The 18,472-nt window shown below is 61.7% G+C and carries 11 protein-coding genes and 1 riboswitch; of the genes, 1 reads left to right on the top strand and 10 read right to left on the bottom strand.

Features of this window, described 5'->3' with window-relative positions:
• Positions 1-86: 86 nt before the first annotated feature.
• The 8 genes from H7995_RS04330 to H7995_RS04365 all read right to left on the bottom strand — a co-directional run bounded on the left by H7995_RS04330 (position 87) and on the right by H7995_RS04365 (position 13,696).
• The gene (locus H7995_RS04330; RefSeq protein WP_182344563.1) at positions 87-1,757 is read right to left on the bottom strand and encodes a response regulator; all 1,671 of its coding nucleotides are present in this window, start codon (positions 1,755-1,757) and stop codon (positions 87-89) included.
• Positions 1,754-3,256: an ATPase domain-containing protein gene (locus tag H7995_RS04335; protein WP_166592697.1), complete on the bottom strand. Its 1,503-nt coding sequence runs from the start codon at positions 3,254-3,256 to the stop codon at positions 1,754-1,756. Before H7995_RS04335 ends, H7995_RS04330 begins: the two co-directional genes overlap by 4 nt.
• A gap of 107 nt (positions 3,257-3,363) precedes the next feature.
• On the bottom strand, positions 3,364-4,419 hold the full coding sequence (locus H7995_RS04340) for a tetratricopeptide repeat protein (RefSeq protein ID WP_166592698.1): 1,056 nt from the start codon (positions 4,417-4,419) through the stop codon (positions 3,364-3,366).
• Between the two features lie 75 nt (positions 4,420-4,494).
• Complete coding sequence (locus H7995_RS04345; RefSeq protein WP_166592699.1) at positions 4,495-5,394, bottom strand: bestrophin family protein; 900 nt, start codon at positions 5,392-5,394, stop codon at positions 4,495-4,497.
• A 635-nt stretch (positions 5,395-6,029) separates the two neighbouring features.
• Positions 6,030-7,451 (bottom strand): efflux transporter outer membrane subunit, encoded by a 1,422-nt coding sequence (locus tag H7995_RS04350; RefSeq protein ID WP_185818042.1) that lies wholly within the window; start codon positions 7,449-7,451, stop codon positions 6,030-6,032.
• Positions 7,448-10,627: an efflux RND transporter permease subunit gene (locus H7995_RS04355; RefSeq protein WP_166591575.1), complete on the bottom strand. Its 3,180-nt coding sequence runs from the start codon at positions 10,625-10,627 to the stop codon at positions 7,448-7,450. Before H7995_RS04355 ends, H7995_RS04350 begins: the two co-directional genes overlap by 4 nt.
• 15 nt (positions 10,628-10,642) lie before the next feature.
• Positions 10,643-11,893 carry a multidrug efflux RND transporter periplasmic adaptor subunit MexE gene (gene mexE, locus H7995_RS04360; RefSeq protein ID WP_185818043.1) on the bottom strand — a complete coding sequence of 417 codons (1,251 nt, stop codon included), beginning with the start codon at positions 11,891-11,893 and terminating at the stop codon, positions 10,643-10,645.
• A gap of 183 nt (positions 11,894-12,076) precedes the next feature.
• Entirely contained in the window at positions 12,077-13,696 is a 1,620-nt protein-coding gene (locus H7995_RS04365; protein ID WP_166591577.1) for a condensation domain-containing protein, read from the bottom strand.
• 497 nt (positions 13,697-14,193) lie between these two features.
• On the opposite strand from H7995_RS04365, the gene H7995_RS04370 reads away from it, so the two are divergent.
• Complete coding sequence (locus tag H7995_RS04370) at positions 14,194-15,450, top strand: aromatic amino acid transport family protein (protein WP_185818044.1); 1,257 nt, start codon at positions 14,194-14,196, stop codon at positions 15,448-15,450.
• 97 nt (positions 15,451-15,547) lie between these two features.
• A riboswitch (cobalamin riboswitch) is annotated at positions 15,548-15,754 on the bottom strand.
• Between the two features lie 48 nt (positions 15,755-15,802).
• Here H7995_RS04370 and H7995_RS04375 read toward each other — a convergent pair.
• Positions 15,803-17,959, bottom strand: a complete 2,157-nt coding sequence (locus tag H7995_RS04375) for a TonB-dependent receptor (RefSeq protein WP_166591579.1) — start codon at positions 17,957-17,959, stop codon at positions 15,803-15,805.
• Between the two features lie 72 nt (positions 17,960-18,031).
• Positions 18,032-18,418: a DUF2946 family protein gene (locus tag H7995_RS04380; RefSeq protein WP_166591613.1), complete on the bottom strand. Its 387-nt coding sequence runs from the start codon at positions 18,416-18,418 to the stop codon at positions 18,032-18,034.
• Positions 18,419-18,472: the final 54 nt, after the last annotated feature.

An 18,472-nucleotide genomic window follows, 5' to 3' on the forward strand; every position in this document is an offset into this window, starting at 1 on the left:
CCGCATTACCCAATCTGCTGAGCGTCCTGCGGCCGCTGACGCAGCCGCGCGGGCTCGGCCAGTTGCTACAGGGCTCGGCGCTTGAGTCAGGCGCGGATCATCTCGCGGACTTTGGCGGTCAGCAGGTCGAAGGTGAAGGGCTTGGTGATCATCTGCATGCCCGGGTCGAGAAAGCCGCCGCGCACCGCGGCATGCTCGGCGTAGCCGGTGATGAACAGCACCTTGAGCTCGGGCCGGTATTGCCGGCCGATTTCCGCCAGTTGACGGCCGTTCATGCCGGGCAGCCCGACGTCGCTGATCAGCAGGTCGATGCGTTGCTCGGAGTCGAGGATCGGCACCGCGCTGTCGGCGTCCCCGGCTTCGACGAAGGCATAACCCAACTCGCTCAATACCGCACTGACCAGCACCCGCACGGCCGGATCGTCCTCGACAATCAGCACGGTTTCCCCAGCCTTTGCCTCCGGTGCGTGGGGCACCTGGGTCGGTTGGCTTTGCGTGAGGTCGCCACGAAAACGCGGCAGGTACAGGTTCACCGTGGTTCCGTTGCCCACCGCGCTCTGGATGGTCACGTGGCCCCGGGACTGCTTGCTGAAGCCATAGATCATCGACAGCCCAAGCCCCGTCCCCTGGCCAATCGGCTTGGTGGTGAAGAACGGATCGAAGGCCCGGCTGATGGTGGCCTGGGGCATGCCACAGCCATTGTCGACCACACTCAACACCACATAATCACCGGCTTGCAGGTTGCCGTGGGCTTCGGTGAACGCGGTGTCCAGGTGCTGATTGAAAGTCTTGACCGCCAGGGTGCCGCCGTCGGGCATGGCGTCGCGCGCATTGAGGACCAGGTTGAGCAGGGCGCTTTCCAGCTGGTTGGGATCGGCCTCGGCCACCCACAGTGGGTCGTGCAGCTGCATGTTCAACTGAATGCTTTCATTGATGCTGCGCTGCAGCAGTTCGCCCATCGAGCGCACCAGGTTGTTCATTTCCACCGGCTTGGAATCCAGTGACTGGCGCCTGGAGAACGCCAGCAGACGATGGGTCAGGCCAGCGGCGCGGTTGGCGGAGGTCACGCCCAGGTCGATCAACCCATCCAGGTCCTCGGTGCAACCGCGGGCCAGGCGCCGGCGCAGCAGCTCCAGGCTGCCGATGATGCCGGTCAGCATGTTGTTGAAGTCATGGGCGATGCCGCCCGTGAGCTGGCCCACCGCTTCCATCTTCTGCGATTGGCGCAAGGCCTCTTCATTGTGCCGCAACTGGGTGGTGCGCTCCTCGACCTGTTGCTCGAGGGTTTCCAGGGTGTTCTTCAGCCGCAGCTCGCTCTGGTACAGATCCACCAGGCGGTCGCGGGCTTCATACTGCCGGCGCCGCCCGCGCAGCGCCGTGGACACCAGGCTGATCAGGGTCACCGGGTGAAACGGGCGCTCGAGAAAGGTCACGTTGCCCAACTGGGTGCCAAAGCGCGAAGCCGGGTTCTGCTCGGCCCCGCCGTGGTGGGTCAGGAGCACGATGGGCAAGTCCGACCAGGCGGGTTGTTGCTCGATAAACCGCAGCAACGGCTCCAGGTCCGCGCCCAGCAAGGCCTCAGAGGAGATCAGCAGCAGGCCGGCACCGTGCTCCAGTTGTTCGCACAGCACGCCCAGCCCCTGGGTGATCACACCGTCGTAACCGGCCTCGTTGAGCAGGGTCAGGGCGATCTGGCTGTCGCGTCCCAGGGGCGCAAGAATCAGTGCCCGCTCGGACACGGCCTTGAGCGCGGTCACAGGGTCTCGTCCACAAGCAACGGTGTGTTGGCGCCCAGGTAGGTGGGCACACCGCGCAACACACCTTGGAAGGCGTCCAGGGGCTCACCGATGGTCATGCCGGTGCTGCCGATGCGGTATTCGCGAATGGTCGATTCATGCCTGCCCGTGCGTTTCTTGATGATTGAAATGGCCCGCCGCACTTTGCCCAGGGCCTCGAAGTAACGCAGCAGAATCACGGTGTCGGCCAGGTAGGTGATGTCCACCGGGGCCTGCATATCACCCACCAGCCCGTGCTGGGCCACGGTCATGAAGGTCGCGGCGCCCTGGCGATTGAGGTACAGCAGCAATTCGTGCATGTGCAGCACCAGGGCGTTCTCTTCGGGCATGGCGGCCTGGTAGCCGTTGATGCTGTCGATCACCACGGTCTTGATCCCGCGTTCGTCGACGCAACGGCGCACCCGGTGCGAGAACTCGCCCGGGGACAGCTCGGCCGCGTCCACCTGTTCGATCAGCAGGTTGCCCGAGTCTTGCAGGGCCTGCAGGTCGATGCCCAGGTTTCTCATGCGCTCAAACAACAGGCCGAGTTCTTCATCGAAGATAAACAGCGCGGCCTTTTCGCCCCGGGACACCGCGGCGGCGGCGAAGATCATCGAGATCAGCGATTTGCCGGTGCCGGCCGGACCGAGGATCAGGGTACTGGAGCCGGTCTCGATGCCGCCCCCGAGCAGGGCGTCCATTTCCTTGATGCCGCTGGTCAATTGCTGGCGGGTGTACTGCCCGCGATGCTCGGCGGCCACCAGTCGGGGGAACACGTGCACGCCATCGGCCATGATGGTGAAGTCATGAAAGCCGCCGCGATACTTCTGGCCCCGGTACTTCACCACCCGGATGCGCCGCCGTTCGGCGCCGTAGTTGGGGGTCAGTTCTTCCAGGCGAATCACCCCGTGGGCCACGCTGTGCACGGTTTTGTCGAGGGATTCGGTGGTCAGGTCGTCGAGCAGCAGCACGGTGGCGTCGTAGCGCACGAAGTAGTGCTTGATCGCCAGGATCTGCCGTCGATAGCGCAGTGAACTCTGGGCCAGCAGGCGGATCTCCGAAAGGCTGTCGAGCACCACCCGGGTCGGCTTGACCCGCTCCACCACCTCGAAAATCTGCTTGGTGGCTTCGCCCAGCTCCAGGTCCGAGGAATACAGCAGGCTCTGCTGGTGCTCGCCGTTGAGCAGGCTCTCTGGCGGCGTCAGCTCGAAGATGTGGATGTTCTCATCCAGCTCCCAGCCGTGGGACTTGGCGCCCTGGCGCAACTCGCGTTCGGTTTCCGACAGGGTGATGTACAGCGAGCGTTCACCGGCGCGGGCTCCGGCCATCAGGAAATGCAGGGCCACCGTGGTCTTGCCTGTGCCGGGTTCTCCTTCCAGGAGAAACACATGGCCGCGGGACAGTCCACCGGCGAGGATGTCATCCAGGCCTTCAATGCCGGTGGCGGCTTTTACGCTGTTCAACTCGTTGGATGTAGACAAATAATGCCCTCTCATACCTAGGGGAAGCGAGGCAGTGGCCAAAACTGGCGAATTAACTGCCTGTTCACTTGACCTCAGGGAGAGCCAAACGGTTCAACGCAATCGGGTCACAGACCCTGCTGCAGGGCCGGATCGTCCGGATTCATTTGCTCCAGCTGCGCCAGCAGCACCTGGACATTCTGCAGTTGGCCGCTTTCTTTCCAGTAGTTGATCAACAGCACCCGCGCCTTGCGATCGGCCGGGTGGCGCTGGACGATTTCCTGCAACTGCTTTTGCGCCGCTTCCAGCTCGTTCTCGCTGTGCAGGGTGGTCGCCAGGTCGTAGCGGTAGTGCTTGTTGTTCGGCTCCAGCTCCACCGCCCTGGACAACCCCAGCAGGGCGAACTCGCTTTGCCCGTGGTGCAACAGCCACAAACCCAGGGCGTGTTGCAGGTACGCCGAGTCGGGTTGGGCCTTGAGCTGGCGGGCCAGCAATTGCTGGGCCGCGTCGCTCTGGCCCAGTTTGTCCAGCACCTCGATCTGCATCACCAGCGCGGGTAGATTGCCCGGGTCCAGTGCCAGGGTCTGCTCCAGGTCTTGCTGCGCCTGCTTGAGCTCGGCGTTGTGCAGGTGCAGGCGTGCCAGTTGGTAGTGGGTATGGGCGGTGGCGGGCTGGCTTTGCAGCGCTTGCTCGTATTCATCGATGACTTGCTGCAGCGGACCGAAGTACAGCCCCAGGTCATCAGGCGACAAGCCGAGCAACGCCTCGGCGGCGGCAAACCGCACGGCTTGCTCGCTGTCCTCCAGCAGCGGCCCGAGCAACAGGCTGCGCTGGCCGCTGGGTACCAGGGCGACAATGCTGTCGATCGCCGCTTCGCGCACCGCCACCGAAGGGTGGTGCAGGTCGGCATCGGCCAGTTTCAGGGCCTGGGGGCTGGGGTAGTTGGGCAGTTCGGCATGCAGCCACAGGCGGCGTTTGTCGGAGATATCTGGACGGGCCAGTTGCTGGTACAGCACACGCGCGGCACCGGGCTTGCCATTGCGCGCCTGATCCAGGGCTTCGCTGTAGCCACGCTTGATCGCTTCCGGCACCTGCGGCGTGACACTGCGCAGAGATACCCAGGCAAGGGCGATGGCAACGACAACCAGCAGGCTGATGATCAGGTAGCGACGAGGCTTGGGCATGCAGGGATCCGGAAGCTGACAACGAGTGCAGGGTGGTCAGCTTCGGTCAGCGCAGGCCCTGAGTCAAACCCGTGGCTAGTTTAAAACGTAGTCGACCGGCTCCAGGGCCGGGGGCAGTTCGTCGTGGCCCAGGGCGGCCAGGACTTCGCGTTCGATCAGGCGTAGCAGGGCATTGCACGGCAGGTCGTTCTCATCGAAGCCGAACGGGTCCTCCAGATCGTCGCCGATTTCGTCCAGGCCAAAAAAGGTGTAGCTGACGATGGCCGTGAACACCGGCGTCAGCCAGCCCAGCGGTTCGGCCATGGCGAAGGGCAGCAGGATACAGAACAGGTAGATGGTGCGATGCAGCAGCAGGGTATAGGGGAAGGGCAGGGGCGTGCTTTTGATTCGCTCGCAGGCGGCCTGCACCTGGCTCAGGCTGACCAGCCGGGTTTCCAGTTGGGTATAGCGCCATTCGCTGATCCGCCCCAGCTCGGCCAGGCGCGAGCAACGGGCGCCGACGTGTTGCAGCAGGCGATCACTGAGGTTCGGATGGTGCAGGTCAGCCTCGACATCGGCCCATGGCCTGATGGCCGCAGCCTCATCTTCGACTCGCAGCCGGGCGATCAGGCCATGGGCAAAGCCGCACAGCTCACGCAGCAGGGGGTCCCGTTCGCCCGGGTCCTTGAGCACTTGGGTTTCGCGGATCAGCGACCGCAACTCGATGATCAACTGGCCCAATTGCTTGCGGCCTTCCCACCACCGGTCATAACAGGCGTTGTTGCGAAAGCTCATGAAAATCGACAGTGACAGCCCCAGCAGGGTGAACGGTGTGGCATTGACCTTGGAGAAGTACGCCGGGTGCAAGGTTTCCACCAGCACAATGACCGATGCCAGCAACGTCACCAGCAGGCTGCGCAAGGCGATGCGCTTGGCAATCGAACCCTTGAGGGAGAACAGGATGCCGATCAGGTTGGGTTTGGGGCGGACAATCATCAGTGGGGTCTTCAGCCGTTTTGGTGCAGTGGCAGCGAGTAGAGGCTAGAGGCCCGCAGGCAGCCTGTCCAATTGCTCTGGCTGACGGGGTGATCGATGCTGTCTATGGATTTGACTTGGCTGATCGATTTACGCCATGTGCCACGTTCAGACCCTTGTGGGAGCTGGCTTGCCAGCGATGGACGTCAACGATGACGCGAGGCTCCTGAATAAACGCGGCGCTCTCAGGTTTTTCGCGCGTAGGCTCGCTCCCACAGGACGGCGTTCGGCCTGTGGGAGCGGGCGCCCGCTTGCGGCTTGCCCGCGATGAGCATAGGTATCTACACAACTGTGGTGCGACGTTGCACCAGGGTTTTGGATTAGACCGAGTACATATCCAACACCCCAGAGGCCGCTACAAAGTTGTGTAGATACCTATGCCGCGATGAGGCCGACCCAGTCCCACAGGTTTGGTGGCCATACGCAAAATTTGCCGGCAGCCAGATTCACTGTGCGAGCCCACTCGCGAAAACGGCCTCAAGCCTTGCGCAGTGTTTGATTCAACCAATCCCCAGGCCAAAAAAAGCCCCGCGACCGAATGAGGCGCGGGGCTAAAAGTTGGTTGGTTGCGGCCAACCAAAGGAGCACGTTTAAGCTTAGTTGCTGGCGACGGTTTGTGGTTGCCAACCGCCACCCAGGGCTTTGTAAATGGCGACGATGCCACGGTACAGGTCGACTTCGGCCTGGGCCTGGGCATCTTCGGCTGCCAGGCGCTCGCGTTGGGCGTCCAGCAGCACCAGGAAGTCCACGGTGCCTTCGCGGTAGCGAATCTCTGCAAGGTCGGCGGCGGCCCGGCTCGATTCGCTTTGGCGAATCAGCGAAATCAGCCGCTGCTGGCGTTTGCCGTAGTCAGAGAAGGCGTTTTCCGATTCTTCCAGGGCCAGCAACACTTGCTGTTCGTAGCTGGCCAGGGCGCCGTCGGCGTTGGCATCGGCGGCCCGCAAACGCGCGCGCACGCTGCCCAGGTCAAAGGCCGCCCAGGTGATGCTGGGGCCCAGCGCCCAGGCATTGGCTGCCGATGAACCGATCTGCGAGCCGCGCCCGGCGGTAAAGCCGAGGAAGCCACTGAGGCTGACCCGCGGGAACAGGTCGGCCTTGGCCACGCCGATGCGCGCGGTGGCGGCTGCCAGCTTGCGTTCGGCGCTCTGGATGTCCGGCCGGCGTTGCAAAAGTTCCCCCGGGTCGCCAATCGGCAAGGCCTTGGCAATGGCCGGCAGGCTGGCCGGGCTGAGGTCGACGCTGAGCTTGTCCGGACGTTGACCGAGCAACGTCGCAATGCGGTTGCGCTGACGGATCTGCACTTCCTGCAATTGCGGCACGCTGGCTTCCACGGACGCGAGGCGGGCATCGGCGCGCACCACGTCCAATTGATCGCCGACACCGGCATCACGCAGGGTCACGGTGATCTTGCTCGACTCCTGCTGGTTCGCCAGGTTGGCCAGGGCAATCTTCTCGCGCAATTGCGCACCGCGCAGTTGGCCGTAGGCGTCCACCAGTTCGGCAATCAGGGTGACTTGCAACTGGTACAGGTCCGCCGCGGCCACCTGGGTGTCGGCGTCGGCCGCTTCCAGGTTGCGCTGGATACGTCCGAACAGGTCCAGTTCCCAGGCCATGTCCAGGCCCAGGTCATAACGTTCGCTGCTGACCCGGTCGGTGGTCTGGCCGGGGATCTGCCCCTTGGCCAGGTCACTGCTGACGCGGCTGGTCACCACCGGCATGGCGTCGTTGCTGACGTCATCGCGAAACGCTCGGGCGGCCCGCAGGCGGTCAAATGCCACCCGCAGTTCCCGGTTGCCTTGCAGCGAGGTGTTGACCAGCTCGTTGAGGATCGGGTCCTCGAACTGCTGCCACCAGATACCCTCGAAGCGGGCCCGGTCGAAGTTCTTCTGACCCTGGGCGCCATCGGTGGCGGCCGTGATGTGGGCCGCCTCCGTCGTTGGAGTCTGGTAGTCCGGGCCGACGGCGCAGGCACTCAGGGCCAGCACCAGCAAGCTCGGCAGGAAGACTTTCAGGCTCATGGTTGTGCCTCCAGTGGCAGGGCCTTGGCCGCTTTGCGCGCTTCACCGCGCTCGACATAGCGGCGAATCAATACGTAGAACACCGGCGTCAGCAACAGGCCGAAGAAGGTCACCCCAAGCATCCCGGAGAACACCGCCACACCCATGGCGTGACGCATTTCGGCACCGGCACCGCTGGAGAAGACCAGGGGCACCACGCCCATGATGAAGGCGAAGGAGGTCATCAGGATCGGCCGCAGACGCAGGCGGCAGGCTTCCAGCACCGCGCTGAGGGCGTCCATGCCTTCCTCTTGCTTGTCCTTGGCGAACTCGACGATCAGGATCGCGTTCTTGCACGCCAGGCCCACCAGTACGATCAAGCCGATCTGGGTGAAGATGTTGTTGTCACCACCGGACAGGATCACCCCGGTAATGGCCGACAGCAGGGTCATCGGTACGATCAGGATCACCGCCAGGGGCAGGCTCCAGCTCTCGTATTGCGCCGCCAGCACCAGGAACGCCAGCAGCACACACAGTGGGAACACGAACAGCGCGGTGTTGCCCGAGAGAATCTGCTGGTAGGTCAGGTCGGTCCACTCGTAGGTCATGCCGTTGGGCAGTTCTTCCTTGAGCAGTTTTTCAATTGCCTGTTCGGCCTGGCCGGAGCTGTAGCCGGGAGCTGCGGCACCGTTGATTTCAGCGGTGATGAAGCCGTTGTAGTGCATCACACGGTCCGGCCCCGAGGTGTCGCTGACCTTGATGAAGGTCGCCAGCGGGATCATCTCGCCTTTGTTGTTGCGCACTTTCAGCTGGCCGATCTGGTCCGGTTCGAGGCGGAACTGCTGCTCGGCCTGGACGTTGACCTGATAGGTGCGGCCGAAGCGGTTGAAGTCGTTGGCATACAGCGAACCCAGGTAGATCTGCAGGGTGTCGAAGATGTCACTGACGGCCACGCCATGGGTCTTGGCTTTTTCCCGGTCGATGGCGGCATCGACCTGGGGCACGTTCACGGTGTAGCTGGTGAACAGGCCAGCCAGCTCCGGCACGTTGTGGCTCTTGTTGATGATGTTCATGGTTTCTTTGTACAGCTCGTCGTAACCCAGGTTGCCGCGGTCCTCGATCTGCAGGCGGAACCCGCCAATGGTGCCCAGGCCCTGTACCGGCGGCGGTGGGAAGATCGCCATGTAGGCTTCCTGGATGTCGGCGTACTGGCCGTTCAACGCCCCGGCAATCGCCCCGGCGGACTCGCTCGGGTCCTTGCGTTCATCGAAAGGCTTGAGGGTGACGAACACGATCCCGGCGTTGGGGCTGTTGGTGAAGCCGTTGATCGACAGGCCCGGGAAGGCCACCGCGCTTTCCACGCCCGGCTGCTTGAGCGCCATGTCGGACATGCGCTTGATCACTTCTTCGGTGCGGTCCAGGCTCGCCGCATCCGGCAACTGGGCGAAGGCCACCAGGTACTGCTTGTCCTGGGCCGGGACAAAGCCGGTCGGGGTGTTGGAGAAACCGAAGAAGGTCAGCACCATCAGCCCGGCGTACAGCAGCAGGGCAATCCCGCTGCTGCGGATGACCCGGGTCACGGTGCCGACATAACCATGGCTGGCGCGGTCGAAGAAGCGGTTGAACGGACGGAACAACCAGCCACCGAACAGCGAGTCCAGGACCCGCGAGAAGCGGTCCTTCGGCGCGTCATGACTCTTGAGCAGCACGGCGGCCAGGGCCGGCGACAGGGTCAGGGAGTTGAAGGCCGAGATCACGGTCGAAATGGCAATGGTCAGGGCGAACTGTTTGTAGAACTGCCCGGTCAAGCCGGAGATGAACGCGGCCGGGATAAACACCGCACACAGCACCAGTGCCGTGGCAATGATCGGGCCGGTCACTTCGCGCATGGCGCGCTTGGTGGCTTCCACCGGTGTCAGCCCCAGGCCGATGTTACGTTCGACGTTCTCCACCACCACGATGGCGTCGTCGACCACGATACCGATGGCCAGCACCAGGCCGAACAGCGACAGCGCGTTGAGGGAGAAGCCGAACAGGTGCATCACGGCGAACGTGCCGATCAGCGAGACCGGTACCGCCACCAGCGGAATGATCGAGGCGCGCCAGGTCTGCAGGAACAGGATAACCACCAGCACCACAAGGATCAGCGCTTCGAACAGGGTGTGCACCACCGCTTCGATGGAGCCACGGACGAAGATCGTCGGGTCATAGACGATGCTGAAGTCCATGCCTTCAGGGAAGTTCTTCTTCAGCTCCGCCATTTTCTCGCGAACCTGGTTGGAGATTTCGATGGCGTTGGAGCCCGGACGCTGGAAGATCGGGATCGCCACCGCCGGATCGTTGTTGAGCAGCGAGCGCAGGGCGTACTGGCTGGAGCCCAGCTCGACCCGGGCGATGTCCTTCAGTCGGGTGATTTCACCGTCGTCGCCGGCGCGGATGATGATGTTCTCGAACTCTTCTTCAGAGACCAGGCGCCCCTGGGTGTTGACCGAGAGCTGGAACGCGGTGGCGTTCGGTGCGGGCGGCGCGCCCAGGGCACCGGCGGCGACCTGGCGGTTCTGTTCGCGAATCGCGGTGACCACGTCGGTAGCCGTCAGGTTGCGCGAAGCGGTCTTGTTCGGATCGAGCCAGACCCGCAGCGAGTAATCACCCATGCCGAACAGCTGCACGTCACCGACACCGCCCAGGCGCGCCAACTCGTCCTTGATGTTGAGCAGGGCGTAGTTGGACAGGTAGAGCATGTCGTAGCGTTTGTCCGGGGAGGTCAAGTGCACGACCATGGTCAGGTCGGGCGAGGCCTTGTCCACCGTGATGCCGATCCGGGTCACTTCTTCCGGCAGCTTGGGCTCGGTACGGGTGACGCGGTTCTGCACCTGCACCTGGGCGTTATCCAGGTCGGTGCCCAGGGCAAAGGTGATGGTCAGGGTGATCTTGCCGTCGGCGGTGGACTGCGAGGACATGTACAGCATGTTCTCGACACCCGTGATGGCTTGCTCCAGGGGCGCTGCGACGGTTTCGCCGATGACCTTGGGGTTGGCGCCGGGGAAGTTGGCGCGCACCACCACGGTCGGCGGTACCACTTCCGGGTATTCGCTGATCGGCAACTGGAACAGCGAGATGCTGCCGGCGATCAGGATCAGCAGCGACAGCACGGCGGCAAAGATCGGCCGTGAAATGAAGAACTGGGAAAAATTCATTGGCGTGTGTATCCCTTAACCGCGTGGAGTCGCAGCGGCGAGCTTGACAGCCGTACCCGGCGCACCCTTGGCAGGTGCGACTTGGGGCAGGTTGCTGGCTTCAAGCGCCTGGCGTTGTTGGGCGAGGGCGGCAAGGGTTTCCTGGCTGGCCATCTGCACCACTTCAGGGGTGACCGGCGAGCCTGGGCGCACCCGTTGCAACCCCTTGACGATGATCGTGTCGTCCTTGTTCAGGCCACTGCGCACGATGCGCAAGCCTTCGATCTTCGGACCCAGCTCGACGGCGCGGTACACCGACTTGTCGCCATCCATGACCAGCACGAACTTCTTGCCCAGGTCGGTTCCCACCGCTTCGTCGGTGATCAGCACCGCCGAGTAGGTACCGCTGCCCACCAGCTTCAGGCGTGCGTAGAGGCCGGGGGTGTATTCGCCCTTGCTGTTGTCGAACACCGCACGACCGCGAATGGTGCCGGTCTTGGGGTTGACCTGGTTGTCCATGAAGTTCATCTGGCCCTGGTGCGGGTTACCGTCTTCGTTGGACAGGCCCAGGTACACCGGGGTGCTCTGGCCGCGCTGGCCTTGGCGAGCCAACTGGCTGTACTTGAGGAACACCCGCTCATCGGCGTCGAAGTAGGCGTAGACCTTGTCGGTGGAAACCACGCTGGTCAGTGGCGTGACATCGGCGGTCACCAGGTTGCCGGCGGTGATTTCGGCGCGGCTGACGCGGCCACTGATGGGGGCGGTGACGCGGGTGAAGCTCAGGTTCAGCCGGGCCAGGTCCAACTGCGCCTGGATCGCGCCCACGGCGGCCCGGGCTTCCTGGGCGGCGCTGGTGCGCGAGTCGGCGAGTTCCGCCGAGATCGCGTTGCTGGTGCGCAGGCGCTCGCCGCGTTGGGCTTCGTTTTCACTGCGGGTGGCATTGGCGCGGCCTTGGGCAACCAGGGCTTCGAGGCGGCGGACCTCAGCCTGGAACGGACGCGGATCAATCTGGAACAGCAGGTCGCCCTTTTTCACCAGGGCGCCTTCGGTGAACGCTACCTCATCGATCTGGCCGGACACCCTTGGGCGGATCTCCACGGTTTCCGGCGCTTCCAGGCGCCCGGTGAACTCGTCCCACTCGTTGACCGGTTGTTCCAGCACCTTGGCCACGCTGACCTTGGCGGCGGGCATGGCGGCGGCCGAGTCCGGGGTCTTGCCGCAGGCGCTCATCACCAGCACGGTGAGGGCGGCCAGGGGCAAGCGCAAATGTTTAAGAGACTGTTCCATGGATAGATCCGCCAATGTATTGAGATGGGCGGATGATGCTCGGCGAGGCTCTATCTCACGAATCGAATGAAGCAAAGGTAACTATCATTCGGAATGATATAAGCCTCGGGACAGCCCTCTAGCCTAAGGCTTTTGCGAACAAGTCTTCGAATGTGCTGAGTCGAGATGGATCGGGCCGTGTTGTCACTTGCCTATGGCAAGTAACTCATCCAATGCCTGCTTGAAGCTGACCAACAGCGCGTGCACGCAATCGTCAGGAATGGCGTCACGATAGTAGGAAAGACTACCGACCAATCCGCTTTCGGTACGTAGTGTGTTAAGCGAAACATCAGTCTTTATTCCGCTGGACGGAACCCCGATACCGTGGAGCTGTGACGTGCCTAATCGGCGCTGTCGTGAGGGATAGTTGTGGTGGTTGTACCAGTAAGGAAATCGGGAGCCGTAAGCGACAGAGTGGGGCGAGCAGTTGGCCTCAAAAATAGGTGGTGGCAGCATGGCATGGCGATAGGCATCCAACACACAACGATTGACCTGCGCGAGCAGCCGCTGAGAAGGTGACCATTCGCAAAGCCTTGGTCGAATCACCATGGGGTGAACAAAATACCCCACCACCGGTTCCAGGGCTGCGTCGGTCCGGTTGGCTACAGGAGAGCGTACATAGAGGTCGATCGTGCCTGTATTTCTGGCGAGAGAAACCAGGAACGCAGTGAGGATAACGGTATAAAGGCTGAAGCCTGTTCGGCTGCTCAATTGCGCGATTGCGGGGTATTGCGCATCCAGGTTGAGCGGTAGGACCGCACTGCGATAGGTAAATTGCTGAGGCCGCTCAATAGCGCCGCGCAACGCAAAGGGTTCAGGCAGTTGCTTCAGTGTCTCTTGCCAAAAAGCGCTATGTGTATCCAGCAGGTTTTCAGCCAAACGTTGCTGTTGGGCATCAGTAAATTCAGCGTATTGCATGCAATGTTTGGCTTCGTCAGGCACGCCGGTAGCGAGTAACGACTGATAGTGCGCGCAAAGCTGGTCCATCAGTACCGCACCTGACCAGCCATCGAATGCAATGTGATGGGCAGTGATGATCAGCACGTCATCTGTCCCTTGGCAATCAAGGTAGGTTGCCCGCATCAACGGTGGATGTCTCAGGTCAAAAGCGAGCAATGATTCTTCAACGATCAGATCGGCCACGGTTTGGCTGATGTCGCTTTGAAGCGCCAGTTTTATCGGGTGAAAAGGCAATGGGAACTCATCAAGGGCGTGTTGTGATCGACGCCACTGGCCGTGCGAGTTGAGTTCGAAACTGCAACGTAATGCCGGTTGCTGTTCAAGTACGGCGCCGAACGCTTCGCGCACCCTGGTGACTGAACACTCGCCTCGAATGTAAAACGCCATCACCACATTTTCCAGATAGCCTGGGGTTTCGGGGGGCTTTTCAAGGATCTCGCGTTGAGCCAGTCCGGGCGTATCTTCACCTTCGCGCATGCGCCAGGCATGGGCGTCCCGCATTAGGCTGTTTTCACCATCCTGGCGTGCGCTGCAGTTGAGCAACACCGCCTGCTGAGCCAGTATCGGATGGTCGAAAATATCGTTGGGGGTCAGGTCAACATTGAAGAGGTTGGAAATCCTGCCAAGCAGCATCATCACCGAAAGGGAAGTCGCGCCACATTCAAAAAAATGGCTGTCGGCCGAAATCGCCTGGTGGCTGAGGATTTCTTTCCAGATAGCTTGTAGTCGATCCAATGTTGACGCGTCGCCGGCGACTGCCGCGCGCAGATTGGTCTTTAGGGATAGTAAATCAGTGTGGTTCATGGTGGCCCCTTTGTAGATTAAGTTATCCATAAGGTAGGGGTTACTATTGGCGGTTGTAGAGGCCTTGTTAAGTCGGCCTTGTCCGATATCTCCGATCCGTTTTCCATTTGTCGAGAGAGAGGATTCCTACAAAGTGTTTGGTCGATTCAACTCTTTTGGCTAAAAAATTTAACTGTCCCCAAGTGCCTACATTCAAGGCTATCCGCTGACTTCTGACGCTGTGTTCCGGATCCTTATCTGGAGCTAAGGCTTTCGTTAGGCTGCTATCAATATCATTGATGGGCCCCCGGACCCGCCAATCCCGCCCCTGGCCAGCCCCCTGAAAGCACAAGCTGCTCTATTCCGGGCATCTTAGACCAATGAATAAGCGCTCATGAGTGTTATTCCGAACACCATGTGTGATATTTTGCGCGCCGTTCAAGGTTTTACTGCATGCAGTGCTTTGATGACGAACGCTGCGTGGATTCTGCAATAACTATAAATAGCGAGAATTGTTCATGAGCAAGACCCCTTACGCCGTGGCCGACGAGCCACACGAGGCGAGCCATGCCGAGTCTTCCGGGCTGGAAGTCAAACGCCTGACCTTCGTCGAGGCGGTGGCAATGATTGTCGGCACCAACATTGGTGCTGGCGTGCTGTCGATGGCCTACGCCAGCCGCAAGGCCGGCTACATGCCGCTGCTGTTCTGGCTGGCGGTCGCCGGCATCTTCACCACCATCTCCATGCTGTATGTCTCGGAAACCGCCTTGCGCACCCGCCGTCACCACCAATTGAGTGGCCTGGCCCAACGCTATGTCGGCTCCTTCGGGGCCTGGGCGATCTTCCTCTCGGTGGCGGTCAACAGCATCGGCGCGCTCGTGGCCTACATGAGCGGCAGCGGCAAGGTGCTCAGCGAATTTTTCGGCATCAGCCCGGCACTCGGCAGCTTGCTGTTCTTCCTGCCTGCGGCGTTGGTGCTGTTCCTGGGCCTGAAGGCCATCGGCAAGGGTGAGAAGTTCATCAGCATCGGCATGCTCAGCATGACCCTGGTGCTGGTCATTGCCACGCTGGTCAATGAAAACACCCAGTTTGCCAACCTGCTGGAAGGCGATTGGATCTACATGATCCCGGTGTTCAACATTGCCGTGTTCTGTTTCTCGGCCCAGTACGTGGTTCCGGAAATGGCTCGCGGCTTCAGCCACGCGCCCAAGCGCCTGCCGCTGGCGGTGATCACCGGGATGCTGATTACCTTTATTTTGCTGGCGATGGTGCCGATGTCGGTGATCGCCCTGACCGGTCTGGAAAACCAGAGCGAAGTGGCGACCCTGGCCTGGGGCCAGGCACTGGGGCAGTGGGCGTTCTACACCGCCAACACCTTTGCCCTGTGCGCGATGATGACGTCCTACTGGGGTCTGGGTGGCAGCTTCCTGACCAACATTTTTGACAAGTTCCAGAGCCTGGGCTCGGAGAGCAACCCCAAGACCCGCCTGATGGTCCTGGCCATTGTCTGTGTGCCGCCGTTTATCCTGGCCTACAGCGGTATGGTCGGCTTCGTCAGCGCCTTGTACTTCGCCGGGGTTTTCAGCGGGGTGATCCTGTCGATCATGCCGATCCTGATGCTGCGTTCTGCGCGCAAGAACGGCGACATCGTCCCGGCCTGGCAATGCGGCTGGATTGCCCATCCGCTGATCCAGGTCACGGTGGTGGTGCTGTACCTTCTCAGCATGGCCTACGCCATCTGCGGGGCACTGGGTTGGTTGCCTGCCAGTTGGTAGGGTTTTGCGGCTACGCCAGTTGAGATAAAAAACGCCCCGACTTGTCGGGGCGTTTTTGTGTTTGCGGGAGACAAACCTTTAGCAGCTGCCGAGCGAAGGCAATACACCGTTCCGGGTATGCATCGTTACTCCCTCCCAGAGATGCGTTTGCTTAAGGCCTTCCCGATCCGTCGGGACCCGTGGCATTTCGCGCCCGTACTCGCCGCTCACAGTTGCGGGGGCAGCGCGGGAATCGCCCTTGTGGGGCTTACCCGCTTCCCTGTTGCCTGTGTCTTGCGACACAACCGGCAGGCGTTGCAAGGGTGGTGCTCGTGGCCAGCCGATGCCAGCCGTTGGAACGGGGTGAAAAGGCTCAGAAGTAGCGCCACTGCACGGCGAATTCCAGGCTGCGCGGCTCACCCAGGTAGTACTGGGTGTTGGTCTGGTGGACGAACCGGGCATAAACCTCATCGGTCAGGTTGCGCAGGCGTGCGCTGAGCTGCACCTGTTTGTCCAGATCGTGGGTCATCGACAGCCCATAGACGGTGTAGGAAGGCACCCACGAGGTGTTGGCTGTGTTGGCGTAGACCGAGGCGACGTAGCGGGCGTCGGCACCGATCTGCCAGCCTGGGGTCAGGTCGTAGGTCAGCCAGAGGTTGGCCACGCGGTCGGGGATGTTCACCGGGGTCTTGCCTTTGCGTGAATACACCACGCCACCGATGGTTTCGTTGAACTCATCGTATTCGGCATTCACCCAACTGAAATTACCCGCTGCCAGCAGCGTGGGCGTGACCTTGAACGAGGTCGCCAGTTCGATCCCGGTGGACGTCTGCTGACCCGCCTGTTCGGTGGTGTTGGGCACAGTCGAGGAGGGCACCGAGATGTCCTTGCGCACAATGCGATAGGCCGCGGCGGTCGCCGAGCCTCGGCCATCGAGGAAGTCGAGCTTGCTGCCCACTTCGATCTGCCGGCCGGTGCTCAGGTCAAAGTCGCCGACCTGGCTGATCGAGGCACTGGTGAGGGTGCCTCCAGGCGGTTCGGCCGAGGTGCTGTATTGGGTGTAGAGGCTGATGTCGGACGTCAGGTCGTATACCAGGCCCAAGCGACCGGTGAACGCATCCCAGCGGCGGTCAAACCGGGTCCGAGCAACATGGTCGACGACGTCGAAGTCGATGTGGTCGTAGCGCAAGGCGGAGACCAGCGACAGTTGGTCGGTCAGTCGAGTGCGGTTTTCGACGAAGGCCGATGAAGTATCGGTCGTAGTGCTGCGACCTTTACTGCGCGGTGCGTCCATTCCCGGAATATCGAGGAAGTGATCGGGCTCGAAGCCATTCGGATCGACGGTGTCAAAGGCACCCTTGGACAGTGGGTAGTTGGTTTGCTGGTTACTGTTGTAATCCAGCCCGAACGCCCAGTCGCTGGCCAGGCCAAACAGTTGGTTCTGGTGGGTCAGCTCTATGCGATCGCCGTTGACGTGCTGGTCGTGGCGCTGGCGATAGCCGCCGGAGCGGGCGATGGCGCTGTTGTCGGCGTTGTAGCGGTACACCTCCAGATTGCGGTAATCGCGCTGGCCGTTGTAGTGGTAGAAGGTGTTGCGCAGTTGGGTGTTGTCATCGAAGCGATAGTCGGTGATCGAGCGCAGCCAGCGGGTGCGCTGCTCGTAGCGGCCGTCTTCGACGTTGTAGTTGTTGAAGCGGTTGTGCTTGTCGATATGCAGGGTGCCCACCAGCGGCTGTAGCACAGGCGTCCCCCAGTACGGACTGTCTTCCTGCTCTTGCAGGTATTCGATGGCCAGGGTGTGGGACAGCTGATCATTGATGTCGCTGAGCAGGGAGAAGGCAAGGTTGCCGGCGCCGTTCTCCTGGCGATCGATGTAGCCGTTGGTGTTAGTTCGGCTGTAGTCCAGCCGTGCATAGTGGCGTGGGCCATCGCCGCTGTTGAGCGCCTTGTTGAAACCGACGGCCGTTTCCCAGGTGTCGTAGCGTCCGTAGCTGACCCGCCCCTCGGATGTATCCCCATCGCGGTTGGCTAGTTTGGTGATGACATTGAGGCTGCCGCCGACAGCGCCGCTACCGTTGAGAAACGAAGAAGGGCCACCGAGCAGCTCGACACGGTCATAGATCCATGCGCCGACCGGGCGTGCCGCACCGCCATATTGCAGGTTGATACCGTTGAACAACTGACTGATCTGCGCGCCGTTGAAGCCCCGGTACGCTACGTAGCCACCCCAGCCTGGTGGTGCGGAGGCATTTACGCCGGGCAAGGCATTGGCGACGTCCTGAAAGTTTCGCGCGCCTATACGCTCCATGGTCTTGCGATCGGCCACGCTAACGGAGGCGGGGTTTTCCCGAGCGCTGAGGTTCAGGCGTGAGCCGCTTTCGATGGCCTGGTCGAGGTCCAGGGCGGTGGCCTGCTTGGGGTTGTCGGCTGTGGCATTCACAGTGCTGGTGGGCAGGGTCAGGGTGCCGTCCTGCGCCCACGCGCAGGTTGCGCTGCTGACAAGCAGCGCCAAAGTGGTAGAGCGAAACATGCAAGGCTTCCTAGCTAGAAGTCGATGAGCCCGTGAAGACCGCCATTAACGTGGCAATCAACCGGAGCGTTCTCAGTGCACTTGCATCGAATCGGGGGAGGCGCGGGGGTTTATCAGCGGCCAGCGATGGCGCGGTGAGCGGGACAGTATCTGTTTGCTCGGGTGCTTTTGTGCGGCGCATGGCAGGCGCCCGAACATGCTGAAAAATGCGGCGAGCAATATCGCGCTGAACAGGCTGGCAATGGCGCAGTCAGCTCCCGGCAGCAACATAGGTTCCGATAGATCGGTACTCATCTTCGCTGCGCCGTTGCTGTCCATCGAGCAGAACTGGGCATCCAAACCACTCAGACGCAAGCCTGCCATCTGGCCATGGCCCATCGCACACATCAGCGAACCGAGCAGGACACTGAAATACAGTACCCAGGCGATCAGAGATTTTTCGTGGCCGGCCATTTTCATGGGCGATGCTCGTAGGGCAGGGGTGGGCGAGAGGGGCGGTGGGATTCTACAGGT

The organism is Pseudomonas kielensis, from assembly GCF_014236655.1.
In the GTDB taxonomy this organism is placed as follows: domain Bacteria; phylum Pseudomonadota; class Gammaproteobacteria; order Pseudomonadales; family Pseudomonadaceae; genus Aquipseudomonas; species Aquipseudomonas kielensis.